Source organism: Actinoplanes sp. NBRC 101535 (assembly GCF_030269225.1).
Lineage (GTDB): Bacteria > Actinomycetota > Actinomycetes > Mycobacteriales > Micromonosporaceae > Actinoplanes > Actinoplanes rectilineatus.
The window spans coordinates 539,498-563,563 of the sequence record NZ_BSSY01000001.1 but is presented as its reverse complement, the minus strand read 5'-3'; the positions used below and the strand labels follow the sequence as shown (position 1 = coordinate 563,563).

Sequence of the window (24,066 nt, the reverse complement as noted above, 5' to 3'; positions counted from 1 at the left end):
CTCGGCACTGAACAACCGCCGACGACGGCTCAGGCAACACCGGCCGCAGCCCACGGCCACCCTCGGCTTCCCGAATCGACCGCCCCAACAGCCCGACCGGCCGGAATGCCACTCAGCTCATGGTGATCCGGACAACGGGCACGGAGGCTCCGAGTGGCTGAGCTGAGTCGACGGGAAGCAACCGCAGGTGACGCTCGGCAGACACGATGGCGGCAGTGGCCAAGCCCTCGGCCGGCATCGTGATCAACTTATGCTGAGCGGCATCACGGCCGGCTGAGCCGTCGCCCACGGCTACCCGGGAGACGGAAATGAGCCGTCAACCACGGCTCGGGATTCCCCGCCGTCACTCAGGGCTGCTCCCGGCGCATCAACGAACCGTGACCGACGGCTCAGGCCGCCCGGCCGCCGTTGACGGTCGTTCTCGACTCACGGATCGACCACCACCGACGGCTACGCCGACCGAGCCGTCGCCCACGGCTACTCGGGAAACGAAAATGAGCCATCAACCACGGCTCAGGGTTCCCCGCCGTCACTCGGGGTTCCCAGCCTGACGCAAGCACAGACGAGCCGACGAACAGGCAAACGCGACGCAGACGGGCACGAACAGGCCGACGCGAGCCAGCGCGAACAGGCGGGCGCGAGCGGGCGCGAACAGGCCGACACGAGCGGGCGGGTTGCGGCGGGACTGCTTTACGGCGTACCCGAGAAGAGGCTGAAGCCCTGCCGCCCAAGAGTGACGAACGAACGGCCCCGGGCGGGAAGCCCGAGGCCGTCGAAAGTGAAGAGCAGCGCAGAGCAGGAGACTAGTGGGCGTGGCCCGCGTGGTCGTCCTCGTCGTCCGGGAGGAACGGGTGCTCGTCGAGGCGGCCGACCAGCGCGTCGCCCTCGGCCGGGGAGAACGGGCCGGTGCCGTCGGCGTCGTCGAAGGCCTCGAGGTCGAGGGGCTCGGTGACCTCGGTGACCGTGAGGAGGCCGTCGAGCGGCTCCAGCTCGGGCACGTCCAGGGAGGCCAGGGAGCCGTCACCGGCCTGCAGCAGCTCGAGCACGGCCTCGCCGACCGATTCGACCGGGCCGGCGTCCTCGTCGTCGGGGACGGAGGCGCGTCGGGCGGTCTCGGCGACGCGGAGCAGGGCCGCCACGCTCGGGACGCGGTAGTCGCGACGCTGGCGGACCGAGATGACCTGCGGGTACGGGTCGGCGGCACCGTCGCCGGATCCGTCCGCGGAGGTGGCGAAGCGGTGGTCGGCCTCGTCGGGGTCGATGGATTCGACATCCCAGGGGGTGACCTCGCCGAACGCGTCGAGCAGCTTCTCGTCGTAGGCGAAACTCGCGTTGTTCAAGTCGACGTACGCCTGCCAGACGTCGTCGTCGTCGATGCGGCCGGCGGCTGCCTTGACGGCGGCAAGGTGAGCCCGCGCCGCCTCGACAACCCGCTCGAGGGCGGCGTCGAGTTCAGCGTTCTGGTCGCTCATGAGTATCGGGGTCCTTCCGGATTCAGCTGTTGCGGAGCAGACGGTCCAGCACACGCACGCCGAACTCTAGCCCCTCCACCGGTACCCGCTCGTCGATGCCGTGGAACAGGGCGGCAAAGTTGAGGTCGGGCGGGAGCCGCAGCGGCGCGAAGCCGAAACAGCGGATCCCCAGCGTGGCGAAGGCCTTGGCGTCGGTGCCGCCGGACATCAGGTACGGCACGGTACGCGCCCCGGGGTCCTCGGCACGCAGCGCCGCGCCCATCGCCTCGACCAGGTCACCCTCGAAGGCGGTCTCGACGGCCGGTTGCCGGTGGATGTGTTCGATCTCCAGGTCGGGCCCGATGATGTCGCGGAGTTCGGCGAGGAACGAGTCGGCCTGGCCGGGCAGGGTGCGGCAGTCGATCGTCGCGGACGCCTTGCCGGGGATGACGTTGTCCTTGTATCCCGCGGCGAGCCGGGTCGGGTTGGCGGTGTTGCGGATGGTCGCGCCGATCAGGTTGGCGATCGGGCCCAGTTTCGCGATCGCCAGCTCCGGGTCGTCCGGGTTCAGGTCGATCTGCAGGGCGTCGCTGACCTGTTCGAGGAAGGCCCGCACGGTGGGGGTGACGACGACCGGGAAGCGGTGGTTGCCGACCGCGGCGACGGCCTCGGCGAGCCGGGTGACCGCGTTGTCGTCGTGGATGAAGGAGCCGTGGCCGGGCCGCCCGTGGGCGTGCAGGCGCAGCCAGTCGAGGCCCTTCTCGGCGGTCTGCACCAGGTAGAGGCGCAGGTCGTCGTTGACGGTGTAGGAGTAGCCGCCGACCTCACCGATCGCCTCGGTGCAGCCTTCGAACTGCTCGGCGTGGTTCTGGACCAGCCACTGGGAGCCGTACTCCATGCCGGCTTCCTCGTCGGCGGTGTACGCCAGGACGATGTCGCGCGGCGGCACGTATCCGGTGCGCTGCCAGTCGCGGACCACGGCGAGCACCATGGCGTCGAAGTCCTTCATGTCGACGGCGCCGCGGCCCCACAGGTAGCCGTCCTTGATCTCGCCGGCGAACGGCGGGACCGACCACTCGGCGGCGTCGGCGGGGACCACGTCGAGGTGGCCGTGCACGAGCAGCGCGCCGCGGCTGCGGTCGGCGCCGGGGATCCGGGCGACCAGGTTGGCGCGTTTCGGCGCCGACTCGAGCAGCTGCGACTCGATGCCGACCTCGCCGAGCTTCTCGGCCACGTATTCGGCGGCGACGCGTTCGCCGACGGTCGTCAGCGGGTCGCCGGTGTTGGTGGTGTCGATGCGCAGCAGGTCACGGCAGAGCCCGGTGACCTCGTCGGCCGCGGTGGTGGTCATCCGCCATTCTTACCAGGAAAGTGTTTCTTCACCTCCGCTCAGGGGCGGCGGGACGGGAACGTCGTTTGGTCGAGGCCGGGTGCGGGGTATCACGTCGGACGTGTCTGACGTGAATCTTCCCCCGCTGCCGCCGGTCGGTGGCGAGACCACCGGGCGCAACATCATCGATGTCGTCGCCGAGCAGCACCGTGAGCTGATCTCCCTGGCCGAGCGTCTCGCCGACGCTCCCGATGACAAGAAGGTGGCGTCCGTTCTGGTCGCCACCGCCTCCCGCCATCTCTCCGGCGAGGAGCAGTACCTCTATCCCGCGGTCCGGGCCACCGTGCCGGGCGGCGGGGCGATCGCCGACCGGGAACTGGCCGAGGATCTCGCGCTGCTGGAGTTGTTGCGGGATCTGGAACGCGGCGGGGATCCCGGGCGGGTCGTGGCGGCGGTCCGGCGGCATGTCGAGGCCGACGCGGAGGAGTTGTTACCGCTGTTGGAGCAGATGGTGCCGATCGAGACTCTGATCCGTCTGGGGAACCGGCTGGAGACCACCGAGGAGGCGGCACCGACCCGTCCGCACCCGCGGACGCCGAGCCGCCCACCGTGGAACAAGGTGGTGGATCCGCTTCTCGGCGTGGTCGACAAGATCCGCGATGTGGCGACCGCGCGTACTACATACATGCGCGATCTGTAATCAAACGCCAGTAGCGGGCGGTAAGTCGAGTCTGTCCTGTTCGTTAATACGTTTGTCACAGGATGCGGATCTTTCTCCGGCTCGCAGGGCTAGCCTTCGATCCCTTTCTAGTCCTAACGTCACGCTATGAACCTCGAGCTGCGGCATCTGAAGGTGGTCTGCGCCATCGCGGAGACCGGCAGCGTGACCAAGGCCGCGTCACAGTTGGGCCTCGCCCAACCAGCGCTCACCGCGCAACTGCAGCGCATCGAGCGGACGCTCGGTGGCCCGCTGTTCGACCGCGACCGCCGTGGGGCACGCCCAACCGCGCTGGGAGAGCTCGTGCTCTCCCGCGCCCGGGTGCTGCTGCCCGCGATGAAGGGCCTTCAGGACGAGGCCGCCCGCCTGGCCGCCGGCAGCCACGACGTGATGAGCCGGTACCGGATCGGCGCGATCGGCGGGCCGGTCGTCGCGCACCTGCTGCACCGGCTCTCCACCACCCAGCCGGACGCCCAGATCTCCACGCACGCGTCCTACTACGTCGACGAGCTGGCCACCATGGTCCTCGCCGGCAAGCTGGACTACGCCCAGGCCGGGGTCTGCGGGGACGCCATGCCGTCGGCGGACTACGGCCTGATGTGGGAGACCATCGCGGTCGACGGCGTCTGCGTGCTGATGCCGGAGGACCACCCGCAGGCCAAGGGGGCCGAGGTCGACCTGGCCGAGCTGGCCGAGGAGCAGTGGGTGGCCGGCACCGGCGACGGCTGCTTCGCGGACTGTTTCGCGGCGGCCTGCGCCCGGGCCGGGTTCGCGCCCCGCAAGATGCTCGAGACCGACCCGCGGGCCTGCGTGGACATGGTCGAGCTGGGACTGGCCGTCGGCCTGTGCCAGCCGACGTTCCGGCCACCGGCGGGCCTGACCACCCGGCCGTTGCGCGGCGCGCCGCTGCGCTGGCGGCTGGTGCTCGGCTGGCACCCGGAGTCGCCGGCGGCCCGCAGCGCGTCGCGGCTGATGGAGCTGGCCCAGGAGGCCTACCAGGACGTGATCGCCCGCAACGAGGGCTATGTCGAGTGGATACGCGGACACCCGCACCTCGGTGCCAGCGGCGGCGGAGGCAACAGCGCCGGCGCCGAACTGGCCGCGGCGTAACCACGGCGGGCGGCACGAACAGACGACATCGGGGGCACCGGATCCTGCCGGCGCCCCCGATGGATGAAACTCAAGGGAAAACCCTCACCTCGCCACGGCCGGTGCCGTCGTCGACTCCACCGCGAAGGTCAACTCGCTGTCCCGGGCGTCCACCCGTACCGTCTGGCCGGGCGCCAGATCCGCCGCGAGCAACATCTTGGACAGCCGGTTGTCGAGCTCGCGCTGGATGGTCCGGCGCAGCGGCCGGGCCCCGAACTCCGGCTGGAACCCGCGGTCCGACAGCCAGTCCACCGCGGCCCCACTGACCTCCAGGCGGACGTCCTGCGCGGCCAGCCGCCGCCGGGTCTCCTCGAGCATCATCTCGGTGATCCGGTGCAACTGGTCGTCCTCGAGCTGCCGGAAGACGATGATCTCGTCGATCCGGTTGATGAACTCGGGACGCAGCTGTTCGCGCAGCCGCCGGTCGAGCCGGTCACGCAGCTCCTCGTCGGCGGAGCGGCCGGTGTCCGGGCCGCCGAAGCCGACGCTGCGGGTGCTGCCGGTGATCAGGTCCGAGCCCAGGTTGCTCGTCATGATCAGTACGGTGTTCTTGAAGCTGACCGTCCGCCCCTGACTGTCGGTCAGCCGCCCGTCGTCGAGCACCTGCAGCAGGATGTTGAACACGTCCGGGTGGGCCTTCTCGATCTCGTCGAGCAGCACCACGCTGTACGGCCGGCGGCGCACCGCCTCGGTCAGCTGGCCCGCCTCGTCGTACCCGACATAGCCGGGAGGCGCACCGACCAGGCGCGACACCGTGTGCCGTTCCTGGAACTCGCTCATGTCCAGCCGGATCATCCGGTCCGCCTCGCCGAACAGCGACTGTGCCAGCGAGCGGGCCAGTTCGGTCTTGCCGACCCCGGTGGGCCCGAGGAACAGGAAACTGCCGACCGGCCGGTCCGGGTCGCCCAGTCCGGCCCGCGAGCGGCGGACCGCCTCGGCGACCGCCTCGACCGCGTCGTCCTGCCCGATCACGTGGGCGTGCAGGTGGTCCTCCAGCTTGAGCAGGCGGTCCCGTTCGGCCTCGGTCAGCTGCGCCACCGGGATCCCGGTGGCGCGGGAGACCACCTCGGCCACGTCCGCCCCGGTCACCTGCGGCACACCGCCCGAGCCGCCGCCGACGCCGGCGATCTGCGCCTTCAGATCGTTGATCTGGTCGCGCAGCCGGGACGCCTCCTCGTAGTGCTCGGCGGCCACCGCCTGGTCCCGGTCCCGGTTGAGCTGCTCGAGGCGGCGTTCGCGTTCGCGCAGCCCGGCATCCGGGGTCTTCATCCGCAGGCGTACCCGGGCGCCGGCCTGGTCGACCAGGTCGATCGCCTTGTCCGGCAGGAACCGGTCGGTGATGTAGCGGTCCGAGTAGACCGCCGCGGCGTCCAGCGCCTCGTCGGTGATGCGTACCTGGTGGTGGGCCTCGTAGTTGTCCCGCAGGCCGCGCAGGATCGCCACGGTGTCCGCCACCGACGGCTCGCCCACGTGCACCGGCTGGAACCGGCGGGCCAGCGCGGGGTCCTTCTCGATGTTCCGGCGGTACTCGTCGAGGGTGGTCGCGCCGATCACCCGCAGCTTGCCGCGGGCCAGGGCGGGCTTGAGCATGTTGCTCGCGTCCATCCCGCCGCCGTCGCCGCCACCACCGGCCCCGACCAGGGTGTGGATCTCGTCCAGGAAGACGATCAGGTCGTCGCCGGAGCCCTGGATCTCGTCGAGGACCTTGCGCATGCGCTCCTCGAAGTCGCCGCGGTAGCGGGTGCCGGCCACCAGGGCGGCCAGGTCGAGCTGCACGACCCGCATGTCCTGCAGGGTCAGCGGGACGTCGCCGTCCACGATGCGCTGGGCCAGCCCCTCGACGATCGCGGTCTTGCCGACGCCGGCCTCACCGATCAGGACCGGGTTGTTCTTGGTACGCCGGGACAGGATCTCCACGGCCTGTTCGATCTCGTCGGCCCGGCCGATCACCGGGTCGATCTCGCCGCGGCGGGCCGACTCGGTCAGGTCCACGCCGAACTGCTCCAGCGTGGGCGTCGAGGACGGGCCGGAGCGGGGACCGCCCTGGCCGCCCGGGTTCTGCCCGGCCGGCGGCTCGGCGTGCGGGATGGCGCGCGCGTCGAGGCGCCCGGCGAGCAGGCGGCCGGCGACCGAGTCGGGGTTGAGGCCGAGCGCCATCAGGATGTGTTCCGGTCCGATGTAGGAGGCGCCGACCGCGCGGGAGATCTGCAGACTGTCCAGCAGCGCCCGCTTGGCGGCCGGGGTGAGGGCCACCTGTTCGGGCAGGTCACGGCCGGCGGTCTCGCCGCCACGCGACTCCAGCTCGCGCAGCAGGGTGTCGGGGTCGGCCCCGGCGCGGCGCACGGTCTGCTTCATCGGGTCCTGCTGGAGCACGGCCCACAGCAGGTGGTCGGTGTCGAGGTCGGCGAGGGGCCGGGCGGTGCCGGCCAGTTCGCCGGCCCGGCGTGCGGCGTCGGCGAGAACGTGCCGGGCGTCGTTGCTCATGTAGCGGGCGATGTCGAATCGCTGCGCCGCGCGGCGCGGCTCGGCCGCACCGAAGAAGCGCGCGAACAGGTCGTCCCACTGGCCGGGCCCGGTGGGCCCGAACGGTCCGATGCTCATCTGTGCTCTCTCCCCTGGTACTTCGGTGGGCTCCCGGGACATCAGGGAACCCACGTGTCAGAAGCGCGTGAAGCGGGCCGGTGATTCCCGGATCGCGAAAAAAGTTGACTGGAGTACGCTCAACTTCATGGCCGAACCGCCCCTGACACCCGTGTTCCAGGAGCCTGCGCCCCCGGCACCTCAACATCAGGATGCCCCTCCCGGTGCGTCCGCAGGCCCGGAGCGCGGATCTGCGCCCCTGGTGATCGTCGACGGCGCCAACGTGGTCGGCTCGGTGCCGGACGGCTGGTGGCGCGACCGGGCGGGCGCCGCGATCCGGCTGCGCGACGACCTCGCGGCGCTGCCCGCCACGGGACTGCCCGGCCTTCCCGGCCCGGTCGAGGTGGTCCTGGTCGTCGAGGGCCGGGCCCGGGACATTCCGCAAGGTCCGGGCGGGGTGCGCCTGGAGCGCGCGTCCGGCTCCGGCGATGACAAGATCATTGATGTGGTACGCCAGGAGTCCGCCGGCAGGCGCACCGTGGTCGTCACCGCCGACCGGGAGCTGCGCGAGCGCGCCACGGCCCTGGGCGCCGAGGTCCGCGGCCCGTCGTCGGTCCCCCGCTGATCGGGTGACGGCCCGGCCGGGCCACTTCGATGCGGACGACGGCCCCGCGGGTTATCATGATCCACAGTGGACTGCGGGCCGTACCGCAGGCCAGCTGGGTGATCGTCGTCGACGGCGGGTGCCGGTGTGCCGGATCCGGCCGGTGGACCGCGGTGATCGGGGTCTGCCAAATAGGGCATCCGAACACGGCACGGCGAGAACCGGGCGGTAGGCTGGGAACGCAAGTGGGAACGCCGTACAGGAGGCTGCACGGGTGGCCAGTGTCGCCGAGGTAAGAGCTGCCGTGGACGCCGCACTTCAGCAGGTCTCCGAGGGGCAGGCGGCGATACAGGCGGCCCGGGAGAAGATCGGTGAGGCTCAGCAGAGCCTGGCCGCCGCCCTCGACGGCAGCACCAACGACGCCGTCGGGGCCGCCCACGCGTCACTCTCCCAGGCCGATCAACAGCTCGAGGAGTGCCTCAGCGCCACTCTGGTGGCCGTCGAGCAGGCGCAGACCTACACGGCGACCCTCTGACACGATGTCGCTGCTGCAGGAACTCGGCGCCCAGCTCCGCGCCACCTCCGACGAGCTTCCCACCGGTCAGGTGACCGCGGCGATGGAAAAGCTGCGCAGCGCCACCGAGATCCTGATGTGGGTCCGCGAGCAGTCCGTCGACCCGATGGGCGTACCCCAGCTGGGCAACGCCACCGAACACGTGGAACGCGCGGCAGCGGCCCTGCGCGCCGCCCAGGACGCGATCGACGCCTACCTGGCCGCCGTCGGGCTGGCCGGCACCCCCGGCGCGGCCCCCGGCCAGGAGTGGCGGGCCTCGATGCGGCCGGACGACTCGGCCCGCGGCGACGAGCAGGCGACCGCCCCGGCGACCGAGAGGCTCGGCCCGTGGTGGCAGCGGCGGGTCGCCGAGCTGACCGGCGAGCCCGCCCCGGAGAAGACCCCCGAACCGGACGGCACCGACACCGCCGAGCTGCTGCGCCGGGTCGCCGCCGGGGTCCGTGCCGGTGACCGGTCCCGGCTGGGCCGCGAGCTGCACGCGGTGAACGCGTCGACCGGCCTCGGACTGGCCGCGGTCACCCCCGCGGTGCTGCACCGCCTCGCCGGTGACCTGCTCGGCCACGAGCCCCGCCCGGAGGACGTCCCCCGTTTGCGCACCGCCGCCGAGGGACGGGTGAAAGCGCTGCTGCCGGGGAATCAACCCGGTGTGCTGGAGACTCTGATCGACCGGATCTGCCGGGTCCCGGTGGAGAAACAGCAGGGGGCCGACCGGCCGGCCGGGCACCCTGCGGACACCGCGGTCACCGCGAGCGTGCTGACCGGCGTACTGCTGGCCCGGCTCGGACGCGACGCCGGTGCGCTGAACCCGGACGCCCCCGAGCCGGTACACCCCGGTGCCGGGGCCGCCGAGGGCGACCGCCGGTGACCCCCGCACCACCCGAGATGCCCGAGACGACGATGCCGGCGGGACATGGCTGAATCCACCAAGCAACAGGTGATGGAGATCCGGGCCGGGCTGTCGCACGCCCTGGGTCTCGCCCAGACCGCCCTGGATCTGGCCCGCAAGGCCGAGACGGCGGCGCTGGACCAGTGGCAGCGGATCAGCGCGGCCGCCGAGGCCCGCCGGCACAAACTCAAGGCCACCCGGGACCAGCGGCTGGCCGAGATCGAGACCTGGCACGCCACCGAACTCGCCGGCCTCGCCGGTGCGGCGGCGGGCGCCGCCGAGCGGGCCGCGCCGGGCGCCGCCGGGGAACCCTGGCACAGCTGGGAGGCCACCCCACTGGCCCGCGCCGCCGAACTGCGGATCGGGCGCCTGATGCTGCCCGAGGCCCCACTGCCCGAACCGCGCCGCGCCGAACGCCCGGAACGGGCCGGTGGCGCGTGGTCCGGGGCACCCGGGTCGGCCCCACCGCCCCCGGACGACCCCGAGCCGCTGCCCGAGCAGGCGTCCCCGCAGGTCCCGGCCCTGGTCCGGCTCCTCGACCACGGGCACATCGTCGTCGACGGCGACCGCCGGACCGGCGACGACGTGGTGGCCGGTCTGCTGCTGCGGGCGCTGGGCACCAGCATCCCCGGGTCGGTGCAGCTGATCGGGTACGACCCGGAGCACCTCGGTGGCGGACTGGCCGGATTCGCGCCGCTCGCCCCGGCCGGTGTGCTCACCTTCGTCGGGCCGGACGGCCTCGGCGGACTCCTCGACGAACTGGTCGACCACGTCCGGCGGATCAACGAGACGGTCCTCGCCGGGGAGTACTCCTCGGTGCGGGAACTCCACGCCGCCACCAAACGGCGCCCGGAACCCTGGCGGGTCGCGGTGCTGCTCGGGGCGGGCGAGCTGTCCCGGCACGAACGGTCCCAGCTCGACCGGCTGTTGCGTACCGGGGCGGCCTGCGGGGTGCACCTGGTGATCCGGGGACTCGCGGTGGACCAGACCGACGGCATCGAGTTCATCGAGGCGGCCGCCGGCGACGACGCCCGCGTCCAGAGCGCCGGTGACCTGCCGATCCGCCTGGACCCGGCGCCACCGGCCACGGTGGTCACCGCGACCTGCCGGCAGATCGCCGAGGCGGTGGCCGCCGGACCGGCCCCGGTGGCCCTGGACAGCCTGCTGCCCGACGCCGGCGAGGAGTGGCGGGAGAGCTCCGCGACCGGGCTGACCGCGCCGCTCGGCGACAGCCCGCACGGACCGCGCGTGCAGGTGACCCTGAGCGACTACCCGCCGCACGCGCTCATCGCCGGCCCGTCCGGCACCGGCAAGACCAACTTCATCTACGCGTGGATGGGCGCGCTGGCCGCCCGCTACTCCCCCGAGGAACTCGCGTTCTACCTGCTCGACTTCAAGGAGGGCGTGTCGTTCGCCCGGTTCGCGCCGGGCCGGCGCGACCCGAGCTGGCTGCCGCACGTCCGCCTCGTCGGGGTGAACGTCAACACCGACCGGGAGTTCGGCCTGGCCCTGCTCCGGTTCCTCGGCACCGAACTACGGCGCCGGGCGGACGCCGCCAAACAGCACGAGGTGACCAGCCTCGCCGAACTGCGCGCCGAGGACCCGGACGGCTCCTGGCCGCGGATCGTGGCCGTCGTCGACGAGTTCCAGGTCCTGCTCTCCGGGCGCGACGCGGTCGCCAACGAGGCGGTCGACCTGCTCGAAGACCTGGCCCGCCGCGGCCGGTCCCAGGGCATCCACCTGGTGCTGGCCAGCCAGGACGTCTCCGGCATCGAGGCCCTGTGGGGACGGCCCGCGCTGGTCGCCCAGTTCTCGCTGCGGATCGCGCTGCCCCGGGCCCGCCGGGTACTCGCCGAACTGAACGCGGCAGCCGACTCGCTGCCCCGGTACCACGCGGTGGTGAACGCGGACTCCGGCGCGTCCGGGGCCAACCGGATCGTCCGGGTGCCGTCCGCCGGCGACCGGGACCAGTGGAGCGCCCTGCAGCACCGGCTGTGGCGGCGGCGACCACCCGAGATCGGGCCACCCCGGCTCTTCGACGGCGACGTGGTGCCCCGGCTCGCGGACAGTCCCGACTTCCGGTCGCTGCGCGCCGCCGAGTCGGCCCCGGCACCGATCGCCCTGCTCGGCGAGACCATCGACGTCGCGGCGCGGTCGGCGCGCACCGTGATGCGCCGGGCACCCGGCCGCAACCTCGCCGTCCTCGGCACCCGCACCGACGAGGCCTGCGCGATCCTCTCCACAGCCGGACGGTCCCTGGCCGCCCAGTTCGGCCCGGACGGCGCCCGCTTCTCGATCGTCTGCCTGGACCCCGACGCCCGGGCCGCGGCCGACTCGCTGGCCGCCCGGATCCCCGGCTCGGGACGCTACGACAACGACAACGTGGACATGCTCCTCGAGGACGCCGCGGCCGACGCCTCCTCCGCGTTCCCCGCCGACAAGCCGCACTACATCCTGATCTACGCCGCGGACGCCCTGCCCGGCGGCCGGACCACCGGTGACCAGATACGAACGATCCTGCGGCAGGGGCCGGAACGCCGCCTGCACGTGATCGGATGGTGGCGGGGCGCCGGACTACTCCGGGACACCCTCGGCGGGCAGGCGTCGCGGACCGACCCGATCGGCGCCTGGGTGGCGCTGGACGTGCACGGCAGCGAACTCTCGCCGTTCTACCCGGGCACCGGGGCGCCGAACTGGTACCCCCGCCCGTGGCGAGCACTGCATTTCGACCGCTCGGTCCACCGCGGCGCCGAGGTGATCATCCCCTACGGAACCTCATGAGCGAACTCGAACCGGCCGACCTCGATCGGGCCGACTACCGCACCGTGCTGCAGCGTCTCACCACGCTGGACGAGCGCGCCGCCGACCTGCGCCAGGAGGCGGCCACCTGGCACGCCGAACGGGCCCGGGCCGCCCTCGGCGCCGTCCAGGAAGCCGAGAACGAACTCCGTGCCGCCCAGCAGGACGTCCGGCAGGCACAACGCGACCTCGAACAGGTCGACGCGCGGGCCGCCGGACTCTGGTCCGAATACGTCCACCGGGTCGGACCGGTGGCCGAACGGTTCGGGCACTCCCTGCCCGAGGCGAGCATCCCCCGGCAGCGCGGCGACCGGGACGCCACCGACTACCTCGACGAGGTGGAGACCCGGGTCAAGTACACCCCGCCGGCCCGGCCCCTGACCTTCGGGCACACCGTGCTGTTCGGCGTGTTCGGGTTCGCCGGCGGGCTCCTCGGCGTGATCGGCAACACCGTGCTGCGCCGCACCGGCGAAGCCTCGGCCGGCGACTGGCACCAGGCGGCGCCGGTGGTGGCCCTGCTGGTGCTGCTCTGCTTCCCGGTACTGGCGGTGGTGAGCGCCAAACTGGTGGCCGACCGGCGAGGTGTCGGACTGGACACCGCGGCGGTGGCGACCGTGCTGACCACCGGGCTGGTGACGGCGGGGCTGCTGTTCGCGGCGGTACAGTTCGCGCAGACCTGAGCCGTCACGTGCTCCTGCTCGCGGGCGGGTTCAGGTCCCGTTGGCGGTCGGCCTCGGCGCGCAGGGCGTCGGGGACGGCCTGACCGGTGTCCTCGCTGTGCGCCTCGTCGTACTCGTAGTCGCCGCCATGCGGATCACCGTCGGGTTCGGGCGGCTGCGACTGCTCGTCGGGATTCCGGATGTCCGTCATGGGGTAGTGAATACCCGGCCTTCGCCGTCCGGAACACGCTCGGCCGCTCGGCGTACCACTCCGGCCGTCGGCTGAGGCGTCACCCGCCCGCTCGACGTGACTCCGGCCGTCGGCTGAGGCGTCACCTGCCGCTCGGCGTAACTCCGGCCGTCGGCTGAGGCGTCACCCGCCGCTCGGCGTGTCTCCGGCCGTCGGCTGAGGCGTCACCCGCCCGCTCGGACCGTCGTCTGCACTTCGGCCCGCACTACCGCGGTCCGGAGTGCCTGACCGTTCAGAGATTCGCCACGGCCGGCGATCCGGACCGGTTTCACCGCGTCTTCGCCACTACTGCGGTCCGGACGGGCTGGTGCGCCCTGCGCCCTCGCCACGGGACACCGCGCCGGCACCACGGGTGCCGCGAGGATCTGGGTGGCGGTGGGACGGGTCATCTGTGGTTGTGGGAGGTGGAACGCGTACCCCGGAAAGATCTGACAATGAGCATCGCCGGGCGGTGACCGGAACGCCGCTCTTTGCCGTGGAAATGGGGCGGCCGCGCATTTCACCCACGACCGTCCACCGTGGACCTGCGATTTCGGGGCCCACTCCGCCGGCAGGCCCCGGAAATCGTCAGCTGGCGCGGCGCTCGCGGACCTGCTTGCAGTTCACACACGACGTCGCGGACGGGAACACCTCGAGGCGCTCCACCGGGATCGGGTGGGAACAACCCTCGCAGTTGCCGTAGGTGCCCTCGTCGAGCCGCTGCATCGCGTGCTCCGCCTGGGTGCGCCGGTCGAGCAGCGTGCGCAGCAGCGACGACGCGGCGTCGCGCTCCGCCGTCTTCGACCCGCTGTCGGCCTGGTCGTCGCCGGCCGCGTCGCCGATCTCGACCAGCCGAAGCCGATGATTCTGGGCGACGGCCTCTTCGTACTCGGTGTTGAGCTCCTCGAAACGGTCCCGCAGGAGCGCCCGGATCTGCTCGATCTCCTCGACCGAGCGCAGCTTCGCCGTGCTCGAGCCCTTACCCGCAACAATCGCTCCGTTGACGAGCATGCTGTCCCCCTGCCCTTCCATCAGCCCCAGCCGGTGGACCATCGCCGGGTCACCCTCGTCCCGGTACGGCTCGACTTGTGGAGCCGGTCGATACCCACCGCCGAAGATCCCAAACGGGACCCCCGCGAAAAAGTAACCGGAGCATAACTGTCAGTGGTCGAATCCGCCACGGACTCGGCACACGGGTCTTGCGCCGCGGCTCAACGATCGCCCACCACGAGCGCCGGCCGCCGCGGATCGTCAACCCGGACGACCACGTCGGCGAACGATCCGGGATTCACTTCCTCGACGTACCGCCGATGCGCCGGCACAGTCCAGAGCAGGCCAGAGGGCGTCCGGCGCTCCAGGGCAGCAGCCGACAGTTCAAGATGGACAGTGAAGTCGAAGGGCAGGCCCGCGCCGAGCAGCAGCGGCCCGCTGACCACGACGATCGTGTTACCGGCGAGTTCGCGATAAGGCTCACGCGCCGCACGATCGATGTCGGCGTCCCACAGTTTGAGCAGGATCCGCCCGGAGCCGCCCGGTCCGGCCGGGTCCAGAACCTCCCGGATCAGGCCCGCCTCGTCGAACCAGCCGGAGTAGAACGAGTCCGGATTGGTCCGCCCGAACTCCAGCCGCACCGAGGCCGGACGAAGAAAATCCCTGGTGTCGACGCGGACGACCGGGCGACCGAGGACCCGCAACGGATCGACGAGGGCGTCGGCGAGGGCTCCGGGGGCGGCAGCGTCGGCGCCGTCGACGGCCACCCGGAGGCGACTGTCGGATTCCCGACTCGCGAGACGATCGGCCAGATCATCGATCAATTTGGGGTACGAGACGGGGGTGACACGCATGCGTCGATCATGCTCGCCGGGCGGCGTTGTCACACTCACCGGGCCGCGTTGCCGCACTCGCCGGGCCGCGTTGCCGCACTCGCCGAGCAGAACTGTCGCACTCACCGGGCGGCGCTGTCGCACTCACCAGGCCGTGTTGTCACAGCACTCCCCCGGGTGCTTCCGGCTTTGCGGGGCAGGCCGGTCAGTCGTGCGGCATGATCAGGACCCGGGCGTCGTCGGCCAGCCGGTAACCGACCCCGTAGACCGTAGTGATCAGCGAGACCTGGGAGCCGAGCTTGAGACGCACACGGCGAACGTGGACATCGACCGTGCGCTCGCCGGCCCGCTCGTAACCCCAGACCGCGGCGAGCAGCTGGGCCCGGCTGAACACCCGCCGAGGGCGCTCGGCGAGGAAGAGCAGCAGGTCGAACTCGAGACGGGTCAACGTCAGCGGGACACCCTCCAGCAGCGCCTGGCGCGACGAGACCTGCAACCGCACCTCCGGACCGTCCGGCAGGATCTCCTCGACGAACTCCTCCGGCGCCTCGGCCTGCTCGACGGTCACCGTGCCCCGGCTGAGCTCGACCAGCTCCCGCACCGCGGCGAGCAGCTTGTGGGCCTGCGGCGACACCACGTCACCGGTGAGCGGGATGGCAACCGTCACGGTCAACGCCGGCTCGGCGGAACGACGGCCGGAACCCCGGCCCGGTCCCGCGGAACCGCGATCGGCTCGCGGCGACAATGCGCTGACCGGCATTGATTCATCCCCCAGAATTTGCTGCGGCAAGCGAATATGAACGATCACTGTGCGTAAAGCGGGGACGATATTTCCCGCCCGCCCGTTCGCGGGTCAAGTCGCCAACCACAGTGTGGGAAAGACGTTCCACATTGTTCACGGTCACACAAATGCATTCCGGTAACGCTATCTGTCAGCCTCATTAAGCATTGCCGAATGACGGCCAGGTCGCCGGTCCGCCCAACCCGTGGCGCGGCCCACGCCAAAGCCCTCACCCGAACCCCCGTCAACGTCCAGAATCGGCAGCTAGATCAACCTGCACCGCGCAGCACCGCGCAGGATGAGCAGTACACCGGCCAGTGGCGGCACCCGATGACATATTGGGTGTGCTGACCGCCGTCACCGGCATGGTGCGCGCACCCGTCAACATGATCGGGTACGACAGCCACCCCAACCAGACGGTAGCCGCACCCAACAACCGCACCGGGTGCACTCACCGACCTGGTCTCAGACCCCACGGAGCACGAGGCGGCCGCGGCACCCGATGACGTATCGGGTGCGGCTACCACCGTCACCGGCGCGGCGAGCGCACCCAACGCCGTGATCGGGTAAGACGACCGACCCAAATCAGACGGAGAACGCACCCGACGACCACACCGGGCGCGCTCACCGCCCCAGGCCACGGCCCACGGCCCACGGGCCATGCGGGACATACATGAAATGCGGGACATGAGGCGGTGGCGACACCCGACGGCAGGCGGTGGCAGCACCCGACGGCAGGCGGTGGCAGCACCCGACGGCAGGCGGTGGCAGCACCCGATGATGCAACGGGTGCAACGACCGTCCTGCTCGATGGCGGGCGCACCCGATGACAAGATCGGGTGCGACGACCGCCTCGAACGGGACTTGAGCGCACCCAACAACATGGTCGGGTGCAGCGGCCTCCCCGAACGGGACGGTGAGTGCACCCAACGGCCTCACCGGGTGCCGTCACCGACCCGGGCCTCAAGACTCGCGAAACATGAGGCGGTCGCGGTACCCGATGACATATCGGGTGCGCCGACCACCGTCGTCGGCATGGTGCGCGCACCCGTCAACATGATCGGGCGCGACGACCACCCCAAATCAGACGGTGACCGCACCCGACGGCGACACCGGGTGCAGTTACCACCTCAGCCCCGGGACCCACAAACACGATCTGGCGGCGGCAGGCGGCAGGCGGCAGGCGGCACCCGATGATGTATCGGGTGCGATGGCCGCCCTCAACAGCACGGCGAGCGCACCCGAAACATGATCGGGAGCGGTCACCGGCCCAACCCCCATTCCACGAACATGAGGTGGCGGCGGCAATCACACCGACACATCATCGGGTGCGGTTGCCCTCCTTGTCGGGATGGCGAACGCACCCGACAACATGACCGGGCGCGACGACCGCCCTCAACAGCACGGCGAGCACACCCGACAACATGATCGGGTGTGATGAAGGCGAACTGTCCGGGCGCTCGGGCAGGAGAGCGGAAAGGGTGCCCGCCTGCCCGAGGGAGGTCGGTCTGTCAGCCGCCGGAGGTCAGGCGGCGGCCGACTGCGGCGATCAGGCGGTCGAGTTCGGAACCGAACGGGTTGTCGTGCACCAGGTAGGTCCAGGTGGCGCTCGGGCGGACGATCTCGGCCCGGTCCGGCTGCCAGCCGTCGGTCAGGTCGACCTCGTCGAACGTCTCGATCGTGCGGGTTTCGACCTGGGTCAGCAGCTCCTGGAAGGCCGGCACCGCCGCCCGGTGGAACTCGTCGAGCGGGTCCAGCTTGCCCAGGGCGCGCAGGTGAACGCCCTCGCGGACCTCGTTCAGGTACGCGATGTGCTCGGCCCACAGACGGTCCAGGTGGTAGAGGGCGATCGCCCGGGCCGAGTCGGACAGCACGTCCTCGTCGGTCTCCTTCGCCTTCTCCTCGGACTTCTCCAGCAGCATGATCGCGGCGACTTCGGAGGTCAGCAGGCGCTCGCGGCGTTCGGCCAGGAGCAGGCGCTGCTGTTCGATGACGACGCTGTACCGCCAGGTGTTGCGGTGGATCTCGTGGTTGACGCCTTCGGCGACCCGCTGGGCGTGCTCGACCGCGTACTCCACCTGGGCGTCGTGGACGACACCGTCGATGTCCATCCGGGGCGACGCCGGCAGGATGTCACCGGCGTGCCGGGTGACCAGTTCGTCCTCGAGGCTGACGAAGAACACCGAGGCGCCCGGGTCGCCCTGCCGGCCGGCGCGGCCACGCAGCTGGTCGTCGACGCGGCGGCTGTCGTGACGGCCGGAGCCGATCACGTACAGGCCGCCGAGCTCGACCACCGCGTCGCGGTCCTTCTCGTCGGAGCCGCCGAGGCGGATGTCGACGCCGCGGCCGGCCATCTGGGTGGAGACGGTGACGGCGCCGAGCGCGCCCGCCTCGGCGATGATGGTGGCTTCCTCGACGTCGTTCTTCGCGTTCAGTACGCTGCTCGGCACGCCGGCCGCGGCGAGCTGCTCGGCGAGACGCTCGGACGCCTTCACGTCCAGGGTGCCGATCAGAACCGGACGGCCCTTGTCGTGCGCGATCTTGATTTCCTCGACCAGTGCCTCGTCGCGCATGTCGTGCGCCGAGTAGATCCGGTCCGGGTCGTCCTCGCGGATGTTCGGGGTGTTCGACGGGATGACCGCGACCTCGAGTTTGAAGTACTCCCGGAGCTGCTCGCCGACGTGCACCGCGGTCGCGGTCATGCCACACGCGTTCTTGTACAGCGCGATGAAGGCCTGCACCGTGAGGGTGTCCAGCACCTCGCCCTCGGCGGTGGAGGTCAGACCCTCCTTGGCCTCCACGGCGGCCTGCAGACCGTCCGGCCAGCGACGGCGCTGGGCGACCCGGCCGCGCATCTCGTCGATCAGCTCGACGCCGCCGTTGCGGACGATGTAGTCGACGTCGCGGCGCAGCAGCGCGTGCGCGTGCAGGGCGACGTTGACCGCGGAGAGGTGCTCCACCTGGTCGTCGGCGTACAGGTCGACGCCGCCGAGCTGCTCCTCGACGTTCTTCAGGCCGTCGTCGGTGAACGCCACGCTGCGGCCGTCCTCGGCCACCTCGTAGTCCTTGCCGTTGCGCAGCCCGCGGACGATCTCGGCGGCCTCGAGCACCGGGTCGGACTCGGTGGCCACGCTGCCGGCGAGCACCATCGGCACGCGGGCCTCGTCGATCAGGATCGAGTCGGCCTCGTCGACGATCGCGGTGGCGAGTTCACGCTGCACCCGGTCGGCGACGTCGGTGACCAGCTGGTCGCGCAGGTAGTCGAAGCCGGCCTCGCTGACCGACACGTAGGTGACGTCGGCCGCGTACGCCTCCCGGCGCTCCTCCGGCGTCATCGCCTCGGTGATCCAGCCGACGGTCAGGCCGAGCAGCGTGTAGATCGGCTCCATCCAGGTGGCGTCACGCTTGGCGAGGTAGTCGTTGACGGTCAGCACGTGGACCGGGCCGGCGCCGAGACGGACATGCCCGTACGCCGCGATGGTGGCGGTGAGCGTCTTGCCCTCACCGGTGGCCATCTCGGCGACCCGCTTGTCGAGCAGGGCCATGGCACCGAGGAGCTGAACGTCGTACGGCCGCTGGCCGATGGCCCGCCGGGACGCCTCCCGTCCGATGGCACAGATCTCGACGTAACTGTCGGCCTCCCGGGCCGCTTCGGTCAACGCGGCGTCGTCCAGTTCCTGGAGCGCCTCTTCTCGCGCCTCGATGGCTCCCAGGCGCTTCGACAGCGGGCCGAGGTCCACTGTTGTCCCGGGACGCTGCAGAAACTTGCGGAACCGGTTCTTCAACCGCTGCGACACACCCATGGCGCGCAACGGTACTTTATTTTGCCCCGTCTCAAGCGCCGGACTCCCGGCCATGCTTCAGAAGGTGCTTTTTCTCCGTTTGCCGGAGCTGCTCACCGGGCACCCTGGGGGGTCTGCGATTCCTGGTACCCGGAAGGAGCGCCCATGCCGAGCCAGCTCATCTGCCGGCCGGAGGGGAACCTTCCGGTCGCTGTCCTGACCGTCGCCGGCACCCTGGACCGGATCACCGGTGACGCCTTCGGCGCGGCGGTCCGGCGCAGCCTGTCGGTGATGCCGGACCGTCTGCTGCTCGACGTCGCCCGTCTGCGGGTCGCCGAGCCGGGGGCGCTGGAGCCGCTGGCCGCGGCGATCCGGGCGGCCACCGAATTCCCGGACATCCCGATCGTGATCTGCGGTGCGAACGCGGACACCCGGGCGGCGCTGGCGACCGACCCGGCGCTGGCGCTGGTGGACGTGGCCGGCAGCCGTTCGGACGCTCTGGAGATCCTGGACGGCGAGGGTGCCCGGGTACGCGTCCGGCTGCGCCCGCTGCCGGAGGCCTGCCGTCAGGTGCGCCGGCTCGTCGGGGACGCCTGTTCGGCGTGGGCGCACGGCGCGGAGGTGACTTCGAACGCCACTCTGGTCGCGACGGAGCTGGTGGCGAACGTGGTCCGGCACGCGCACACCACCATGCAGGTCACGCTGGGCCGGCGCGCGGGACGGATCACCCTGGCGGTCCGGGACGGCAGCCGGCGGATGCCGCGCGCCCTCGAGCCGACGGTCGCCGACGCGGGCGGTCGCGGACTGCACCTGGTCCGAGACCTGACCGACGCGTGGGGTGTGCTCCCGGTGACCGGCGGCAAAGTGGTGTGGAGCCGGCTGGTCGCCTGACCGGACAGGGCCAGATACGAAAAGCCCGGCAGCACCGTGGGCCTGGCCGCGCATCGCGCCTCGCACAGGCACGGCCCGACCGCACGATCGTGGTGGGGTGGGGTGATTACGGGCGCGCTGGACGCCCGAAATCACCACACCCACAACAGCGTGGTGATTTCGGGCGTCCAGCACGCCCGTATTCACCACACCACCACGGGTGTGGTGACTTGGGGCGTCCAGCGCGCCCATAATCACCACACCACCACGGGTGTGGTGACTTGGGGCGTCCAGCGCGCCCATAATCACCACACCGCCACGGGTGTGGTGACTTCGGGCGTCCAACGCGCCCGAAATCACCACGCGGACGGGCTTCGCACCCTGACCACGAAACATGTCTAGAAGCGGGGCAGTCCGCTCGGCGCCGCGGAACCGTCGCCAGGCCCCTCGGACGGCGCCGGGGCGGACGGCGCGACTGCCGACAGACCGGAGAGACCCGACGCCTGCGCACCGTGCTGGCCCATGTCCGGAGCCTGCAGACCCGGAGCACTCTGCCCCATGTTCGGAGCCTGCAGACCCGAAGTGGCCTGGCCCAGGCCCGAAGCGCTCTGACCCGTACCTGAAGCGCTCTGGCCGAGTCCCGAAGCACTGTGGGCGAGTCCCGAATTCTGCGGAGCGGCACCGGCCGTCCCCGCGTCCGGGGTCTGCGGGCGCGCGTACTGTCCCAGATCCGGCGCCTGCAACTGCGGACGACCGGCCGCCTGCGGCGTCTCGGTCCCCATCCCGGTCACGGCAGGCGCGGGTGTCGTTCCTTTCGGGGGTACGCCGTGATCGCCGGCCTGGTGCCGTACGCCGCTCCCGGGAGGCGGCGGCAGCGGCACCGCACCGCCGTCGGCCGTGGTGCTGTGCTGCATGGGACGGGCCGAGCGGGTGAACCGGGGAGCGTCGAGCGGGCTGTTCTGCTGGCTGTAGGTGGCCGGCTGTCCCAGTTCCGGCGTCGGAATCCCCGGGGCGGGCGGGGCCGGCGGCGTCTCAGCCTGGGGCGCCGGAGCCTGCAGAGTGGACTCCTGAAGACCGGGCGCCTGAAGGGTCGATGCTTGCAGGGTCGATGCCTGAAGACCCGGCGCCTGAAGAGTAGGTGCCTGGGGCGCCGACGCCTGCAGGGTCGGTGCCGGAGCTTGCAGGGTCGGTGCCGGAGCCTGCAGGGTCGGGGCTTGCGGCGCGGGAGCCTGCGAAGTGGAGGGCGGGGACGCCGGAGCCTGGAACGTCGCGGCCGGCGGCGGAATGTGGGTGGCGGCCTGCCCGACAGGCGGGGCGGGGGGCGGTGCCGCCGGGAGACCGGAGGCCGAACCGGCCATCTGGAAGCCCCCGGCCGGTGCGGCCGGCTGGAGCCCCGAAGAGGGACCAGCCGCCTGGAGTCCCGAAGAGGGACCAGTTGGCTGGAGCCCCGAGGAGGGTGCGGCTGGCTGAAGCCCCGAGGAGGGTGCGGCTGGCTGAAGCCCCGAGGACGGCTCGTCCTGGTAGGCCGGGGTGGTGGACGATTCGGTGTTTCCGCCCGCCGCGAATCCACCCGAGGCGAATCCGCCGGCCAGCGACGGGCCCATCGGTGCGGGGCCCGCGGACAGGCCGGAAGGGGATTCGGGGGCGGGCGGCGGCGCGAGCCGCGACGCCAGGTCACCGCCCGGACGGGACAGACCGCCCAAGCCGGGTCCCCCCTGCGGGAGGCCACCCTGGGAGGGGCCGCTGTGCGAGGGCTGGCCGAGACCGGAGGCCAACTGCGCGGCGCCGAGACCGGAGGCCATGGACGGCCCGAGACCGGAGGCTGTGGAAGGCCCGAGGCCGGAGGCCGTGGAAGGGCCGAGACCGGAGGCCGTGGAAGGGCCGAGGCCAGAGGCCGTGGAAGGCCCGGGGCCGGACTCGCCGCTCGACGGGCTTTCGTCCGGCCGGGTCGGGGCGGCCCAGGTCTGCGGGAGTTCCTGGGAGTCCTCGGTTCCCGCTTTTCCGGGCAGCGGGGGCAGGGAGATCCGCGGGGTTGGCGGCGCGGAGTTCGGGTTCGGCAGCGACAGGGCGTTCAGGCCCGTGCCGTCGCCGGAGAGCGGCGATTCCTGGTAGGGCCGGGCCGACCCGTTCGGCTCCGGCGTGGAGAGGCCACCACCATGGGAGAAGTCACCACCATGGGAGAAGTCACCACCATGGGAGAAGTCACCACCATGGGAGAGACCGCCGCCATGAGAGAGACCGCCGCCATGAGACGGACCGCCACCGTGAGACAGGCCGCCACCGTTCGCCGGACCGTAGCCGCCACCGGCAGGATCGTTGAGGCCACCGCCCGCGGAGCCGTAGCCACCGCCCGCGGGACCGCTCAGGCCGCTGCTGGCCGGGGAGTTGAAGGTGCCGAGGGGTGCGTTGAGGTCACCCCGGAACGCCTCCTCGAACGGGATCCTGGCGCGGCGGGCCAGTCCGGACGGCTGGTCGGACGAGCCTCCGCGGGACGAGCTTGCGCCCTCGGACCCACTCGAGTCCCCAGACGAGCCCGAGACTCCTGACAGGGAGGCGCCGGACAGGCCGGTGGGGCGGGACGGGTTGCCGCCGGTGGGGAGACCGGGACCGCCGGACGGCGCGGTGGCCCCGGACGGCCGGGACAGCCCGGCCGCCGGTGACGAGTGTCCGTGGATGCGGCCGGCGAGACCGGTCGGGCTGCCGCCTCCGGTGTATTCCGGGTGGGCCGGCGGCGCGGGCTCCTCCGGTTCCTCGTGGTCGGATGCCCCGGTCACCCATGACGGCGAGGTGTACCCGGTGTCGGCCTGCTGGGATCCGCGTCCCCTGCCCCGGGGCTGCGGTTCCGGTTCGGCCGCCCACGGGGAGGTGTAGCCCCCGTCGTCGGGGTCAGTGGGCTCTTCGCTCGTACCGTGGGAAGGGTCTTCGCCCGGGAGGCTGTATCCCCGGTCGGCGTTTGCGGCACCGGTCGGCTCGGGGTCGTTCTCGGGGTGACCGGTCTCGTCGATGGAGGGGAACGCCCAGGGTGGGGCCGGGGTGGGGGTGCGGGCTCCGGCGCCGCCGTTCTCCGGTTCCGGCTCGGGCTTGGCCCAGCCGCTGTCCTCCCAGGCACCGACCGGCGTGGGTGAGACCGGCTGCGCGGACGAGGCGACCGGCCTCGGTGAGACCGGCTGCGCGGACGAGGCGACCGGCGTCGGTGAGACCGGGGGCGCGGACGAGGCGACCGGCGTCGGTGAGACCGGGGGCGCGGACGTTCGGATCGGCGTGGGCGAAATCGGTCGCGCGGACGAGTGCGGCAGGTCGTCCTCGACCGGTTCGCTGTGCAGGCCCCGGCTGTGCGAGTGCCGGCCGTGCGACGGCTGGTACGCCGGGACCGGCTCCTCGGCGTCGTCGTCGCGGTACCGTGATCGCGACCGGGTACGCGCCGGCGGCGGCTCCTCCGGTGTCGACCACGAGTCCTCCCAGACCGGTTCCTCCAGGGGTGTGGCCCAGGGTGGGCGGGTGTCGTCGCGGAGCGCCGCCGGCCGGGTCAGCGCCACCAGGCCGGATTCCTCGGCCAGTCCGGCGGCGGCCAGCACCTCGGCGGCGGAGAGTGCGATCCGGCAGGGCAGCCGTTCGCCGCAGGTGGGGCAGAGCGTCATGCCGTCGCGTGGGCCGGAGCCGCCGCCGTGTGCCTCGACCATGGTGCGGGCGGTCTGCGCCAGCAGGCTCTCCGGCTTGACGTACGCGTTCGTCGACGCCACTGGGCTTCCTCCCCCATTCCCGGCCTGCCGTGTGCCTCCGGCCGACCGGATGCCATCCCCGGGTTGCCGGATGGATTTCCGAGAACAGTTC

The 24,066-nt window shown here is 71.8% G+C and carries 17 protein-coding genes; 8 read left to right on the top strand and 9 right to left on the bottom strand.

Annotation, left to right across the window (positions count from 1 at the left end; translation table 11 throughout):
* Positions 1-803 precede the first annotated feature (803 nt).
* Both QSK32_RS02360 and QSK32_RS02355 read right to left on the bottom strand, forming a co-directional pair.
* Entirely contained in the window at positions 804-1,472 is a 669-nt protein-coding gene (locus QSK32_RS02360) for a hypothetical protein (protein ID WP_045745760.1), read from the bottom strand.
* A 22-nt stretch (positions 1,473-1,494) separates the two neighbouring features.
* Entirely contained in the window at positions 1,495-2,802 is a 1,308-nt protein-coding gene (locus QSK32_RS02355) for a M20/M25/M40 family metallo-hydrolase (RefSeq protein ID WP_045745761.1), read from the bottom strand.
* Between the two features lie 100 nt (positions 2,803-2,902).
* On the opposite strand from QSK32_RS02355, the gene QSK32_RS02350 reads away from it, so the two are divergent.
* Together QSK32_RS02350 and QSK32_RS02345 are read left to right on the top strand one after the other, a co-directional pair.
* Complete coding sequence (locus QSK32_RS02350; RefSeq protein WP_342669812.1) at positions 2,903-3,481, top strand: hemerythrin domain-containing protein; 579 nt, start codon at positions 2,903-2,905, stop codon at positions 3,479-3,481.
* A gap of 126 nt (positions 3,482-3,607) precedes the next feature.
* Entirely contained in the window at positions 3,608-4,609 is a 1,002-nt protein-coding gene (locus tag QSK32_RS02345) for a LysR family transcriptional regulator (RefSeq protein WP_045745762.1), read from the top strand.
* An 84-nt stretch (positions 4,610-4,693) separates the two neighbouring features.
* On the opposite strand, the gene QSK32_RS02340 is transcribed toward QSK32_RS02345, so the two are convergent.
* Positions 4,694-7,249, bottom strand: coding sequence for an ATP-dependent Clp protease ATP-binding subunit (locus tag QSK32_RS02340; RefSeq protein WP_045745763.1), 2,556 nt, complete (start codon positions 7,247-7,249; stop codon positions 4,694-4,696).
* Between the two features lie 241 nt (positions 7,250-7,490).
* On the opposite strand from QSK32_RS02340, the gene QSK32_RS02335 reads away from it, so the two are divergent.
* The 5 genes from QSK32_RS02335 (at position 7,491) to QSK32_RS02315 (ending at position 12,771) form a co-directional block, all read left to right on the top strand.
* Positions 7,491-7,853, top strand: coding sequence for a PIN domain-containing protein (locus QSK32_RS02335; RefSeq protein ID WP_245674177.1), 363 nt, complete (start codon positions 7,491-7,493; stop codon positions 7,851-7,853).
* A gap of 253 nt (positions 7,854-8,106) precedes the next feature.
* The gene (locus tag QSK32_RS02330) at positions 8,107-8,367 is read left to right on the top strand and encodes a hypothetical protein (RefSeq protein ID WP_045745764.1); all 261 of its coding nucleotides are present in this window, start codon (positions 8,107-8,109) and stop codon (positions 8,365-8,367) included.
* A gap of 4 nt (positions 8,368-8,371) precedes the next feature.
* Positions 8,372-9,271 carry a hypothetical protein gene (locus QSK32_RS02325; RefSeq protein WP_045745765.1) on the top strand — a complete coding sequence of 300 codons (900 nt, stop codon included), beginning with the start codon at positions 8,372-8,374 and terminating at the stop codon, positions 9,269-9,271.
* A gap of 45 nt (positions 9,272-9,316) precedes the next feature.
* Positions 9,317-12,073, top strand: coding sequence for an FtsK/SpoIIIE domain-containing protein (locus QSK32_RS02320; RefSeq protein ID WP_045745766.1), 2,757 nt, complete (start codon positions 9,317-9,319; stop codon positions 12,071-12,073).
* On the top strand, positions 12,070-12,771 hold the full coding sequence (locus QSK32_RS02315; protein ID WP_045745767.1) for a hypothetical protein: 702 nt from the start codon (positions 12,070-12,072) through the stop codon (positions 12,769-12,771). The genes QSK32_RS02320 and QSK32_RS02315 overlap by 4 nt, the downstream gene beginning before the upstream one ends.
* 4 nt (positions 12,772-12,775) lie before the next feature.
* On the opposite strand, the gene QSK32_RS02310 is transcribed toward QSK32_RS02315, so the two are convergent.
* The 5 genes from QSK32_RS02310 to secA2 all read right to left on the bottom strand — a co-directional run bounded on the left by QSK32_RS02310 (position 12,776) and on the right by secA2 (position 19,386).
* On the bottom strand, positions 12,776-12,961 hold the full coding sequence (locus QSK32_RS02310) for a hypothetical protein (RefSeq protein WP_285471082.1): 186 nt from the start codon (positions 12,959-12,961) through the stop codon (positions 12,776-12,778).
* Between the two features lie 606 nt (positions 12,962-13,567).
* The gene (locus QSK32_RS02305) at positions 13,568-13,990 is read right to left on the bottom strand and encodes a TraR/DksA family transcriptional regulator (protein WP_045745790.1); all 423 of its coding nucleotides are present in this window, start codon (positions 13,988-13,990) and stop codon (positions 13,568-13,570) included.
* 200 nt (positions 13,991-14,190) lie between these two features.
* The gene (locus QSK32_RS02300; RefSeq protein ID WP_045745769.1) at positions 14,191-14,823 is read right to left on the bottom strand and encodes a nucleoside/nucleotide kinase family protein; all 633 of its coding nucleotides are present in this window, start codon (positions 14,821-14,823) and stop codon (positions 14,191-14,193) included.
* Positions 14,824-15,007: 184 nt separating this feature from the next.
* Positions 15,008-15,562, bottom strand: a complete 555-nt coding sequence (locus QSK32_RS02295) for a winged helix-turn-helix domain-containing protein (protein ID WP_045745770.1) — start codon at positions 15,560-15,562, stop codon at positions 15,008-15,010.
* A 1,532-nt stretch (positions 15,563-17,094) separates the two neighbouring features.
* Complete coding sequence (gene secA2 / locus QSK32_RS02290; protein ID WP_285471081.1) at positions 17,095-19,386, bottom strand: accessory Sec system translocase SecA2; 2,292 nt, start codon at positions 19,384-19,386, stop codon at positions 17,095-17,097.
* A 144-nt stretch (positions 19,387-19,530) separates the two neighbouring features.
* Between secA2 and QSK32_RS02285 the strand changes: the two genes are divergently transcribed.
* Complete coding sequence (locus QSK32_RS02285) at positions 19,531-20,256, top strand: ATP-binding protein (RefSeq protein WP_045745772.1); 726 nt, start codon at positions 19,531-19,533, stop codon at positions 20,254-20,256.
* Positions 20,257-20,633: 377 nt separating this feature from the next.
* Here the strand turns inward: QSK32_RS02285 and QSK32_RS02280 are convergent, their stop codons facing one another.
* Positions 20,634-23,975, bottom strand: coding sequence for a hypothetical protein (locus QSK32_RS02280; protein ID WP_285471080.1), 3,342 nt, complete (start codon positions 23,973-23,975; stop codon positions 20,634-20,636).
* Positions 23,976-24,066: the final 91 nt, after the last annotated feature.